Origin of the sequence: Bacteroides reticulotermitis JCM 10512 (assembly GCF_000517545.1) — a bacterium.
Classification (GTDB): Bacteria; Bacteroidota; Bacteroidia; order Bacteroidales; family Bacteroidaceae; genus Bacteroides; species Bacteroides reticulotermitis.
The window spans coordinates 69,600-82,252 of sequence record NZ_BAIV01000017.1 but is presented as its reverse complement, the minus strand read 5'-3'; the positions used below and the strand labels follow the sequence as shown (position 1 = coordinate 82,252).

The window sequence follows — 12,653 nt, the reverse complement described above, 5'->3', positions numbered from 1 at the left end:
TCGTAGAAAACTACTCCACATCATCCCATTTATCCGAACGGAAACTGGAGACAGGTAAGCCATTGGACCCAAATAATGTACCATTAACGTATCCCTTAAACGCATAACGTACAGCCACCGGATGCTCAACCTTATCGGAAACCACCTCAATCGTACGATTATATCTATTGATACTTGCTTCTGCCGGGTAGAACTTACGATCTTCTCCGGCAAGTTCAAAACCAGTCAGTGGTTGTCCAAAGGTTGAAAACCCAAGTCCTACTTTATCAAAAGAAGCTACCGCCTTACCACCTTCTTTGAATACGGCCTCTTTAAATATAGGACCTTCATACGCCAAATTTTGATAACCGTAATCACGAGCTAGAGCAATGTAAGCCAAACGTTCTCCCGCTACACACTTATTAGCCGGATGTACACAATCCAAATCACCGGCATCAGTCAATACAGCTATGCCCGTTCGTGGCTGTGTCTGTGCAATATACATCTGAGCTTCCCGCATGAACGCCTTAGCTGCCTTTTCGGGTTCTCTATGCGGTGCTATCTGACAAAAGTAAATCGGGAAATCACCACATTCCCAAACTTTGTTCCATTCGCGATGCATTGCCTTGAACAGTTCAGGATAACTCCTATACCGACTGGCATTTGTTTCGCCCTGATACCAGATGGCCCCTTTTATGGGGAAACCAACAAAAGGATGAAGCATACCGTTAAACAAGCCGATAGGAACTTCATGAGCGGGTTTCAGATCAGCTTGGCTAGCTGGTAACTTAATATGAGGGAATGCAGCAAAACACTCACGCGGCATCCACGCTTCAATCGAGGCTCCGCCCCAGCTAGCATGAATAATGCCCACCGGTATTTGTAACAGTTCTTGCAGCAAGCGAGCAAAATAATACCCGGTAGCGGTGAAGTCCGGTGTAGTATTCGGCGAAGCCAGTTCCCAGTTACCCACACAGTCTGTTTGAGGAATTATGCTACTATTTCTCTTTACTGTGAAACAACGAATAGAAGAATTGGTGGAATGTACGATATCATCCTGCCCACCTAATATTGGCTGCGAGGGAAATCCTTTCATGGGCATTTCCATATTAGACTGGCCACTGCATAACCACACCTCGCCCATCACAACATCTTTAAAGACTCTCCGTTCTTTACCCGAAGCAATTGTCAATTGAAAACTACTGTTTGATGCTGCCGGAGTATGTATGCGCACTCGCCACGTGCTATCCGAAGCAACCGTAGCAGTATATTGTTTATTGTCCCAACTACTCTTCACCGTCACACGCTCTCCCGGAACAGCCTTTCCCCAAACAGGAACTTCCGACTGTTGTTGTAGCACCATATTATCGCCAAAAATAGCTGGTAACTTTACCTGAGCAACAGCAGCTAGCGAAAAGCTAGCCAACATAAAAGTCAAAACGTGTTTTTTCATACGAATATATGATTATAACTAATCTCAATAGTTTCTATAAATGCGAATCGCATTCAACAGCGTCTCCCCCTCCTTCGGATGGAAGTCAACACGCAGTCCTTCGCCATTCTTGATCGTTACCATAAACTTCTTTATCACAGCACGGGCATAGCCATAATCACGAGCGATATTCAAATCATCCAGCACCGTTACGCCATTCATCGATAGGCCGAAGCTACGGTTTCCGGCAAGCACTTGTTCCGAATCAGCACCCAGGTTGTAGACTAAGGCTTCTTTCTTCTTATCCGAATCCAGTTCCGCCCAGTACAAATATACGGAATATTCTCCATCGGGCATATCTGCTTTAAAAGATTTGATACCCATACGTTGTGTTTGGAAGATGGGATTCTGGTTAGTTCCGTAAATGTCAATATCCGAACCGAGCATCGTTCCGAACCCTGTTTTCCGACGATAGGGAGTTCCACCCACAAATCCCCAACTACCCGGTTTATATTCCTGTTCGGGAATCCAAAGCATATTAGCTTCCCGATCTTCAAAATATCGGGGAGAGCCAAGCATTACATTTAACTCTGTAAACGGTTTCTGACTATCCTTCAAGAACGATTCGATCAGTTCGAAGCGAACGGTCAACAGATCGTGCACCCGGCAACCATCCACGAGCGCCACCGCCTCCAATTGATTGTCACCATCCACAAACGGAACGTCAAAAAACGCACAACCGGCTTCTAACCGCTTGTTTCCCAAACTTTGGCCATTCGTAAACAGTTCAACCTCCTCTGCATTAGAGAAAACAGGAATCGACTGCAAGCACGCGCGATTATCGGTATTCACAACACCGCCCCGCGCCTTCCATTCCCGGTTGCCGATTACAACCATCGGCTTCTGAGTTAGAAGCGCTTTATAAAACCAATACGAATCTTTGTGCTCCCGATCAAGCCCGACTATCCCCTTATTATTAACATGAGGAACGACATCGATACGTGACTCGGAATAGAAATCATTCAGATTCCACAGACTGGCACCGGCAATGAAAGGACGCTTCATCATTTCTTTCATATAATGCCGATGATACACAAGCCCATACTCCTGAGAGAAGTCAAAAAGCTCCGGTTGATAGGAATGAAGACGTTCATCGACACCCGGCCCATACTCCGTGACCATCAAGACTTTTCCTTTATACGTGTGATGCGCACGATCAAGCAACCGTTGAAACTCATTGATGTCCGGCTCGTACCACCCTTGATACAGGTTCCAACCCTGAATCATGGGAATATCCGTCAACCGGGCATCTTCATAATACTGGGGAGCATTGTGATAAGCCATCATTGTATAGCGGGAAGGGTCTTCTTGCCGAACGGTCGCCTCTAAAGCACGGGCTACCTTTTCGGTATACCGGTAATAATCTTCAAGTTGTTTGCCTTCGGTATAAGGACGTCGCAAAAGAATCTCATTCATATACCCCCAAATCATAACTGAGGGACGATTGAAGTCCTGACGTATCATTTCCTTGGCCATTTCCACGGAGTTGTTCAGGAACTCTTCGGTTTCGGTAACCGCATTGACTACGGGAATCTCCACCGAAGTCACAATGCCCAACTTATCGCACATCTCCATGATGACAGGATCTTGGGGATAATGCGAAACCCGCAAGAAGTTACCGCCCATTTCTTTCAATAACAGCACATCCCGTACATGCATCTCATCCCGAAGCGCGTTACCTTTCTCAAAATAGTCTTGGTGACGAGCCGTACCGATGAGTTTACGTGCTTTGCCATTCAGCGAGAAACCCCGTTCCGAATCGAATTCAAACCAACGCAAGCCCAAGGGGTTTACCACTTCGTCCAACAGAGCCCCACGCTTTTTATCCAATATACGAGTATAGACTCTATACCGATACGGATCGTCGATGTCCCACAAACGAGGAGAAGTGATTTTAATCTTCTTCGAAACATCGGTTTTCGTTTCGCCCGCTGCCAAGCGAACGGACGCATCGGTTTTCCGGACCTCTTTCCCGGTAGCATCACAAATCACATTCTCTACAAGCACGTCGACCGCCCGATCCGTTTGATTAGTCAGCAAGGTTGTGACCTCAACGGTCGCTTCGGATTTGTCGACCTGCGGCGTACGGATATAGACTCCGCAAGAAGCGTAATCATGCGTAGCCACATGCACCGGATTCATAAACTGCAAATAGACATCCCGATAGATACCTCCGTAGAAAGTGAAGTCGGCAGACAAAGGCGGGATATTCGGGTTATGCACATTATTCACACAAATGGCGAACAGGTTCTCCTGTCCATAACGAAGATGCGGAGTGATGTCGAAGCAGAAACGGGTATAACCGCCTTTATGCTCGCCGACAAAGGCTCCATTCAGATAGACTTGTACTTCCCGATTAGCTCCTTCGAAATAGATAACGGCCTGACGACCTTCCTGACTCTTATCAAGAAGCAGACTCTTCCGATACCAGGCCGGTCCGCGGTAAAGTCCCGGAGTTTCATCGTCTCCGTCTTTATCATTCCACGTATGAGGGATATTGATCACCTCCCAAGAAGAGTCATCACAGCTTGTCAACTGCGCTTCAAAGAGAGATCCTTTTTTGAACTTCCATCCGTCGTTTATGGTATACACCACACGCTGTTGTGCCTGTGCCCATCCTACAATAAACAACAGAATAAATATAGAGAGAAACTTCTTCATGACTTATGCATACTTATAATTTAAACTAATACCTAATTCTTTCAAACACTTCATCGACACCGTTATTTGACCGTATAGATGGTATAACCTACTGACAGATTGCGAATGATCACATTGCCTTTCAGGTAGAAAGTGGGCTTATTGAACCCGTAGACGATATTGTCTTTGTACAGTTCAACCTTGGCACTCTTCCATTCGCCCGTATCATCGGTACGAATGCGAGATACGATTCGAAACGGTTCGGCCGGTTCACGTGAGGTAGACGACCGGATAAAAAAGGTTTCTTTCCCTCTATCGAGGTATTCAAAATATAGGTAACCCACGTAATTGTTCATTTGCAATTGCGAGACCAGTTCTTTCGGGAAACCAATAGATAATGACTCCGACAGATTGTATCCTCCGGATTTTCGTTTTCCCTGAATATTCAATTCCGACTCACGCAAACGCTTCATCTCGACAGTTAAAGAAGCTTTGGCACCTTTAACGTCATTGTCTATTTGCGACAACAAGCCGATAGCAACCGGATAGCGTCTCTGGCTAATCAATAAAGCAACCTTATCCAACGCACGGATACAGCCGGATACATCCATTTTGGATTTCTCCAGAAAACGTGCTTCTTTGCGCAAACGGAAAAGCTCCAACGGAAGCGTCAGTCCCCGTTCATCCGCTTGTTCGTCTTTAAACTCGGCGGCATATTTAAGAGTCGTCCGCAACTCGCGGTCACCGTTTTCAATAGTCGGCTCAATCTCATGGCCTTCGGTATAGTCGCTCCAAGAAGCGATAAACATCATATCCAAATGTTCCTTTTCCTCCATGCAGAATTTCCACATATTGCTGTAAGTCTCTCCGTTGTTGCGCGGGATGTAGTAGAAGTGTCCACGCCCCCAACCTGCGCATCCCCGGTTATCCATTCCCGGCATGGCAAAACCTGACTTCACCGTATAGGCCGGATTAGTGCTGTGCCAGATAGAATCCCGAAAAGGTTTCATGAATTCGATCACATCATTCGGAGTCGCATAGTTATCCCATGCTGCGTGCGCCTCATCTCTTGGGCGAACGCGTGCCGGTAGCCAGGCAGTCGGCACTTCGCCCACTTGCTTCCAGGCATCCATATCGGCACTCTGCGTAACCGGTATATAGGTATTGTTCTCCAATTTGCCCCAATCGGCCCAGCGGCGTAAGGCAACAGGCTGCTTCATCCCCTGAGGAAGCTTCACCTCCGAGAGCACCTTGCGGTATTCGTCGATTGTGGCTCCGGGACCGAAATGGTAAAACACCGGCATCCCCTTCACAATCGGTGCCGTAGGTCCGGTAAAAACACTATCGACCAAATACTGATAGCACTGCGCCATATATTCAGTCTTTGCTTCGCGGGTATTGATTTCGGGATAGATCTTTGTGATCCAATTGTAATACAGCCAACCGTCACACCAGTTTACTCCGATTTCGAAGTCATACTTGGCCGCTACCTGCTGCATCGCACGCAATAACTCATCGTTCTCATGAGGTTTAAAACCCCATTCGATAAAGAAGCCGTCTATTTGAGCCGTTTTGGCAGATAATATCTGATATTCAATATAGTCCGGATCGAGGTTGGACTGCATACCGACCTGCGGATAATAGACAGCAGCGATCTGATTGCGTCCGTCAGCGTCAATCAAGTCGGCATTATAACACAACGACTTTCTGCCCGTAGCAGACTTCTCGGTGTTGGCATACAATTCCCAACGCCCCAGCTTCCCATCGTGCTGACGCGTATAACGCACGCCGTGAAAGTCAGCATATACTTTCTTTCCGTTCTGTGCCCAAGCAACCTGCAAAGCTGAAAGCATACATAGTATAAGAAGAAGTTTTCTCATGGTTACAAACTTAATTATTCAATTTACCTACTTTATTATTACTCACCCAGCAGCAACTCATGCTTCACCGGATAACTAAAGGTGTTGTCGATCATCCAACGGCCTTTATAAATCTTCGCTCCATCCATTTGGAAGAGCGCTTTGCCTTGCTCGTTCGTCAGTCCTTCCGCCCACCATTCTTCGGTCGGGCTGAGCATTAAGACTCCGTCCGGCCCGTTGCAAACGCTTTTTATATCGGGCAAGCTATATACTTTCTCGCATGTAGGCGTATCTGTAGATAGATCGACCTGATAGACAGCCGAAGCTGCCGTGAGCCACAGTTTATCTTCCGCTCCCACCACCGGGAACAGATCGTGTCCGCCCGATTCTTTCTCGAATGTATAGATACGTTGCTGATTGGTTAGCTTCGGATTGTTCCGGTCGCCGTTGTATTTGAAGCGGAACAAGGCGGTGACGCCTGCCTGCATGGTAGCCGTTGCATAAACACACGCTCTTTTCTGATCCCAAACTACATTATGCGCATTGCCTAACTTCACCGTATTGGCTTTCATACCCAATACTTTAAGCGTATCGACAACGAACGTATTGATTTCGCCCGACCGGGACTCAGCGGTAACAATATTCCCATCCGGCAACAGTTCGGCCGAGTGAGGATTCTGTCCGCAGTTGGCGTAGAACATCAGTTTGTGATCCGACAAACGGATGAGAGCAACCGCTCCACCCGAAGCCGTCATCAGGATATAGCGTTTATTAAATACCGGTTTCACTTCGCTCGGATTGATAAACCAATTCTGATGAGCCGAAGGCACACAAGCCGTATACGGGTCCCAACTCCATACATTTTGATTGGTTTCGGCATCCCGTATCACAATAGCCCGCCTGGATTGTTCGGCCAGTACATAGGCCTTTTCCGGGAGTTGGAACGGTTTATTCTGCGCCACTGCGATCGTGTCGTCATCCGAACAGGCAGCCAACGATATTGTAAGTCCTAAAAGGATTGCAAACAAACTCAACTTCTTCATGATCGTTTCTATTTTAATTTATTTCTTGCTGTTTATTAGTTAATTACCTTGTTCCAATCATTGCCGCGACTGCTTATCATAGTAATCAATCAGCGGATGAACGGACAGATTCAACTGCCGCATATAGGAAAGGAAAGATTCATAAGGTTCATACTCCAGCGAGACAATGCCTTTGTTCGAGGCGTTTCCATCCGCGGCATAGCCATCGTTGTATTCAAAGTGCACCCAACCGATGCAATTGCGGGCTTCGAGCAGACGCAGACCAAAGTTCTGATAAAACTCTCCCCGGTTCTTTTGCGTATGCACCAGCCATCCGCCTCCTTCAATATTGGTGTACTTCTTGCCTTTATAGGCAGCCTCATCGGCTTTGACGTAGAACTCTGAGACCAGAAAAGGTTTACCGATGCACCATGTTTGCAGACTCTTCAGGAAGTCCGGTTCCGGTTGCCAGCGGCCATAATAATTAATGGAAACTACCTCGCAGTAACGGGCGCAGGCTTCCAGCACTTGCTGATTGTATTTGCTCCAATCGTGCAGGCGGGTGCCCAGAATTAAATGCTCCGTGTCATAGCGTCTGACTGTTTCCGTCGTCAACCGATAATAGGTATCGGCAACGAGTGCGCGGAAGCTCTCCTGATCTTGCTGCGTGATCGCTCCGGGAGCGGAAATTCCCCGTTCCTTCATGAACTTCTCCGCATAGGTGCGCGCCGCTCTGTAGCGATCGGGCAAACTCAGGAAATGTTTCAGGTCGATTCCTCGCAACGGGTCGGCATTTTGATAACTTGCGAAGGGCAATTCATTGTCCAGATAGTAGCCGATGAAGTGCTTGTCGCCTGCAAACAAAGCGGATTTCTCACGTACAAGGTCGTCGATATAGGACGCGAAGGTCGGTTCAAAAAGAAGAACGAACCGGTTGTACGTACCATCTTCGAACGCATAACCGAGATTCTTACGCATGTCCCACATAAAAGTCCGAAGCAGACTTAGATTCTCCGCATAAGCTATTTTCTGCGTTTGGGGTGTAAGCAGGTTCGCACGCATCGCAACCGGAAAAGCTTCGATCCGATTCGATCCGTAGGAGATGTAGTTGATATGATTGTCGGCCAGGAGTTTACCCGTTTCTTCGCTCCAGCGGGCATCACTGCCGAACTTCCTGTTGAAAGCTTCCTGATGGGGTACGGATGTTCCCGGACGTACATGCTGGATTCCGTGCAAAACAACCGCTCCGTTATCAGGATCGAGCAGGTAATGGCGGCCTTGGCAAGTAGCTACCCGGAAAAAACCGTCTTTGCCGACTACGGAAGATGCCTGTAAACCTATCCGTCCGCCCCAAGCCGTCCGTTTGTAATCGGTTGATGGAGCGTACCAATTCATCCGATCGATCACACGAGTCTGGTGGGAATCGGTTGTCGCCCACGGTTGGAAAGCTCCGCTCTGCCATTTCCGGTACGCTGTATTCAAAAAGGTGTATTCATCTTCCGTAGGAGCAATAGGTGTTTCGGGCACTTCCGGTTCCGGAATATCCGCCACACGGGAAGAGGAACAGCTGGTGGTCAACTGCATCAGTCCGGCTACATACAAAAAGAGGAAATACGAATAGATCTGTTTGCTCATATCACGTTCATCTATTACATCTGGTTAGTTAATCTTCCTGCTTATCATTACAAGTCGTCGGGTGAACGCTTATTGGTCTTCACCCAAGCTAATACTAGTAAAGTTGTTCTTTACCAATAGATAACTTCATTGCTTCAACAGCAATCTTCCGTTTCTCTAACTGTAAACTTTAAACAAAGGCTTCAGTTATAAAACCAAAAGCTTTGTTTTTATAAACGCAACTTGCAATTATAAAAATGCAAGTTACGTTTATAGTTAAGATCGAACAGCAAGTAACTTTACTTCCACTGAGAAGGAAGTTTAGTACCTATAGAAAGAGAGTTATCTAGTAATACATTATACGGCAAGTAGTATTGCCCATGCGTCACTTCTTCTTAGGGAATTTGATCTCAAGAGTCATTACGCGTGCGGTGGCGTTACTAGGCAGTAGTTCTTTCGGTTCGGTCATGCTGACCACTTTCATGATTCCAACTCTCGCTCCGCCTGCTGTTGACGAACTTCCGGTACGGAAAGCGATCACATCGCCCACCGCGAAAGGAGTCAGCTTGGAGATCGAGATACTGCTCGAGAGTATTTCCGAAATGGAAGTAACCGTAGCATTGTCAAAGTCGAAATCGGTCAAGGTCGCGAAACGAGTCATATTCTTCGCTTTAATAGTCGACAGTTTACCCGTGGAACCATTAAATTCACTATCTTTCTCGGTATTATCCATCGAGTATAAGCGAGGAACACCGGCACCGCCAAAGCAGTAGAACTTCAAGTCCACATTCTTCGCGTTGGCTTCGCTGGATATCGCATAATCAATGGAGTATGTTTTCATATCATTGAAAGAGAGCATACCGAAAGCGTCCGGGAATTTATCGTGTGCGTTGTTAGCCAGTGGCTGACTACCGACATGTACAGTGGCAACATCCATGTTGACATACGTCTTCACGTAGCCAATCGCTTCTTTACCCGCCCGGCCATCGGAAACAACTACTTTGAGTTGAGAGGTGGATTCGGTCAAGTCTATCTTCGGTGCATAGTTCAGGGCGTGTTCTCCGTTTTTCTGTTCCCGGTAAGCTTCAACTTCCTGTCCGTTTTCAATGCGATAGATCACGACTTCGTGGACACCACGAACCGATTCTGCCTGTATGTTTACGCCGGTTTTAACATCGGTATCGGCAAAGATCACTTGATCGGCCAGCGTCAATTCCGGTCCGGGGATCGTTTTGTAGGTAACGGGCAGTGTAGCGATGGTGATATAGCCATAAGTGTCTTCGGCTTTTACCTTGAAACCTTTATCGCCTTCCTTATAATCGATCATTTCGTCGAAGTTGTATTCCGCTTCATTGTTCAGTTCGGCGGTTCCTTTCGATACTTGTCCGCTGACCGATACCAGATACATCTCTACTTTCTTCAAGCCGGCTTCCGAAGTAACCTTGAAGGTAGTACGGGGAATCGTAGGATTCTCTTCCATTTCATCGTACACAATCTCCGCCGGATCGAACGTGATGGCGGGGCGTTCTACTACATCGGTAACGACTATGGGCAACGTTTCGGTAACGACGTGATTGAGTTTGTCGGTGGCTTCGATCACAAATGCCTGAAAGTTGGCTTCGTACTCCACTCTTTCCGAGAGGCTGTAAGAGTTCGGGTTGAAGAAGTCCGTCACGGTTTTATAATCAACCGTGCCCTCGGCCGTTTGTATTTTCATGGTTACACTCCGCAAGCCGGCTTGCGACTTGACTACAGCTACAACGGGCAGGTTATCGACTTTATTCAGGTCAACGTCCAGTTGTTCCATCGGAAACTTGATAACAGGAGCGGCCGCATTCGGGTCGACGTTTTCATGATCGTCGCCGCAAGCCACAAGGTTCAAGCAAAGTCCGATTAATAAGATGGTATATAATTTACGAATCATAATAAACTCTTTTTAATTTAATACTGATTATTGCTGGTAATAACAATATTTCTCGAAGATGTGAATCACACCGTTCGTAGGCAGGATGTTACTTGTTTTGGCGTTACGCTGAGGCGACTTCCCGTTGCTACCGGTTTCATTGACCAAAATCTTACCTACCGCGGCTTGCCAAGGATTCTTCCAAACGGACATGGTCATTAGTCCCCTTTCTCCGGGAAGCAGGGTCAATACAAACATGGCTTCTACCTGCAACTCACCGTACGAGCTATATTCGCCATCGACAATGTGATACAGCAACATGTTCTTCACGGTCTCTCTGTCGCAGTTGGTAATCGAAGTCTCTCCCGGAAACACATTATCACGGTAGGACTGCATGGCGGTATTATTCAGTGCCAGAAAGGTGTATTTATTCTCAGTCTGGGTATAGTAATCTTTCAAGCCGGTATATTCGATGGCCTCGGTAAACTCGGAGAAAATATCGGGATGATCCTGAAAGTATTCCCAAGCCACCACGTTGACATGCGGATCGGCTACCGAGGATTCGTAATCGTAATTCTTCTGTAAGTCGAGTCCACAGCCTGTAAATAGCAGGGCGGCCAGACCGAAGAAGAGGGTTCTGTATAGTGTCTTTTTCATTGTTTCAATCGTTTTAGTTGTTACCATAATATGAGTTCTGAACTAATTTAGGATTCTCCAACACATGGGAATAATGGATCGGGAACACTTCGTTGCCATCTTGGCTCATTCCGTTGATTGGCTCCATTACTTCTTTCCACTTGCCGGTACGCACCAGATCGAACCAACGGCGGCCTTCGCCCACAAGTTCTACCTGACGTTCGCGCAGGATATAGTCGATAATCTCATTTTCCGAAGCAAAGTCGAGCGCGGTAGGAGTCACCAAGCCGGCACGGTCGCGTACTTTCTTCACTAAGTCCAACGCTTCTTCCCATTTCCCTAAGCGGGCACGAGCCTCAGCCTGCAATAGCAGCATATCGGTATATCGGTAAATGGGATAACCGACCTCGCACATTTTGTTTAGCGAGTTGCTCACGTCACCGGACATGTACTTGCGAAGTTCATTACCATTCTGATAGAGTTTCACCGTATAGTCTTTGCGCAAGTCGCCTCGCATATCGGCTTCGTTGAATATATTCATATACTGATCGGACAGAACGGCGGCACGGTTGCCGGAACCGGAGAACCATTGATACATATAGCTGTATCCGTTGGTACCTACTTCATCCATATTGAAATGAACGAGGAAGATAAATTCTTTCGTGGAATACTCGTCATTCTCCGGAGTATCATCCGACGGTTTGTTGTTTAGTTCTTCGGTGAACATGGTATGCCAAGCCTGAATCGATGGTTCGAAGTCGACGAAACGTCCTTTCGAGGAGCTTATATCCGCCATTTTATCAATGGTCTGATCGGCTAGGTTATACTGGCCGGTCCACATATATACATCGGCCATGATAGCCCAAACGCCACAGATAGAGATACGTTTGCGTTCGAAGTTCTTGTTACGGTTGATCAACGTCTCGGCCTTCTTCAGGTCCGGAATAATAACTTCTTCCAGAATCGTTTCGCAATTGGTACGCACTTTATAAATATCTTTCGAGTATTTCTCGGTAGGTTCTACAAAAAGAGGTACATCACCCCATACCCGAATGGCGTAGAAGTAGGCTAAAGCACGCATCGCATAGGCCTGACCGAGGTAGTCGTTGCGGTCGGCAACATCGGGCATGCTGATACCCGGTACATACTTAATGGCGAGGTTTGCCTGATTAATCAGCTGATACAGCGTAGTCCAGCGCGCGCTTCGCTCGTCGGTTGACATCAGGTTGTTGATAACCCGTGCCTGATCGGCCATAACGGGAGCACCGGGAGCTACATTATCCGAACGGAATTCTCCCCAATAGAAGTAGTTTTCGCGCAACGTGGAGCGTAGCAATCCGTAGATTTCATTGACTCCAGCTTTCGCATCACGGGCTGTCTTCCACATTTCGCCGGCAGGAATCTCACTTACCGGTTCTTCATTCAGAAAGTCTGAACAACTAGTTAATGACAGAGCCAGACAGCAGGCTCCAAGCATATATTTTATCTTTTTCATACGATAATCTTCA

The 12,653-nt window shown here is 47.1% G+C and carries 8 protein-coding genes; all 8 read right to left on the bottom strand.

Annotated features, from left to right (window positions below; translation table 11 throughout):
- Window positions 1-10 precede the first annotated feature (10 nt).
- The 8 genes from JCM10512_RS11725 to JCM10512_RS11690 all read right to left on the bottom strand — a co-directional run bounded on the left by JCM10512_RS11725 (window position 11) and on the right by JCM10512_RS11690 (window position 12,640).
- Window positions 11-1,432 (bottom strand): sialate O-acetylesterase, encoded by a 1,422-nt coding sequence (locus JCM10512_RS11725; protein ID WP_044163269.1) that lies wholly within the window; start codon window positions 1,430-1,432, stop codon window positions 11-13.
- Between the two features lie 24 nt (window positions 1,433-1,456).
- Window positions 1,457-4,132 (bottom strand): glycoside hydrolase family 2 TIM barrel-domain containing protein, encoded by a 2,676-nt coding sequence (locus JCM10512_RS11720; RefSeq protein ID WP_044163267.1) that lies wholly within the window; start codon window positions 4,130-4,132, stop codon window positions 1,457-1,459.
- A gap of 62 nt (window positions 4,133-4,194) precedes the next feature.
- Window positions 4,195-5,991 carry a glycoside hydrolase family 99 protein gene (locus JCM10512_RS11715; RefSeq protein WP_044163265.1) on the bottom strand — a complete coding sequence of 599 codons (1,797 nt, stop codon included), beginning with the start codon at window positions 5,989-5,991 and terminating at the stop codon, window positions 4,195-4,197.
- Window positions 5,992-6,029: 38 nt separating this feature from the next.
- On the bottom strand, window positions 6,030-7,013 hold the full coding sequence (locus JCM10512_RS11710; protein WP_044163263.1) for a DUF6528 family protein: 984 nt from the start codon (window positions 7,011-7,013) through the stop codon (window positions 6,030-6,032).
- Between the two features lie 57 nt (window positions 7,014-7,070).
- On the bottom strand, window positions 7,071-8,627 hold the full coding sequence (locus JCM10512_RS11705) for a hypothetical protein (RefSeq protein WP_044163260.1): 1,557 nt from the start codon (window positions 8,625-8,627) through the stop codon (window positions 7,071-7,073).
- Window positions 8,628-8,991: 364 nt separating this feature from the next.
- Window positions 8,992-10,530, bottom strand: a complete 1,539-nt coding sequence (locus JCM10512_RS11700) for a hypothetical protein (RefSeq protein WP_044163257.1) — start codon at window positions 10,528-10,530, stop codon at window positions 8,992-8,994.
- 27 nt (window positions 10,531-10,557) lie between these two features.
- A complete protein-coding gene (locus JCM10512_RS11695; protein WP_044163305.1) occupies window positions 10,558-11,166 on the bottom strand; it encodes a fasciclin domain-containing protein in 609 nt (202 codons plus the stop codon).
- 13 nt (window positions 11,167-11,179) lie between these two features.
- The gene (locus JCM10512_RS11690; protein ID WP_044163255.1) at window positions 11,180-12,640 is read right to left on the bottom strand and encodes a RagB/SusD family nutrient uptake outer membrane protein; all 1,461 of its coding nucleotides are present in this window, start codon (window positions 12,638-12,640) and stop codon (window positions 11,180-11,182) included.
- Window positions 12,641-12,653: the final 13 nt, after the last annotated feature.

What these genes read in the sequence shown, in the direction of transcription:
- JCM10512_RS11715 (WP_044163265.1), bottom strand. Translation starts at nt 5,991, where the DNA reads ATGAGAAAACTTCTTCTTATACTATGTATGCTTTCAGCTTTGCAGGTT.
- JCM10512_RS11720 (WP_044163267.1), bottom strand. Translation starts at nt 4,132, where the DNA reads ATGAAGAAGTTTCTCTCTATATTTATTCTGTTGTTTATTGTAGGATGG.
- JCM10512_RS11725 (WP_044163269.1), bottom strand. Translation starts at nt 1,432, where the DNA reads ATGAAAAAACACGTTTTGACTTTTATGTTGGCTAGCTTTTCGCTAGCT.
- JCM10512_RS11700 (WP_044163257.1), bottom strand. Translation starts at nt 10,530, where the DNA reads ATGATTCGTAAATTATATACCATCTTATTAATCGGACTTTGCTTGAAC.
- JCM10512_RS11690 (WP_044163255.1), bottom strand. Translation starts at nt 12,640, where the DNA reads ATGAAAAAGATAAAATATATGCTTGGAGCCTGCTGTCTGGCTCTGTCA.
- JCM10512_RS11705 (WP_044163260.1), bottom strand. Translation starts at nt 8,627, where the DNA reads ATGAGCAAACAGATCTATTCGTATTTCCTCTTTTTGTATGTAGCCGGA.
- JCM10512_RS11695 (WP_044163305.1), bottom strand. Translation starts at nt 11,166, where the DNA reads ATGAAAAAGACACTATACAGAACCCTCTTCTTCGGTCTGGCCGCCCTG.
- JCM10512_RS11710 (WP_044163263.1), bottom strand. Translation starts at nt 7,013, where the DNA reads ATGAAGAAGTTGAGTTTGTTTGCAATCCTTTTAGGACTTACAATATCG.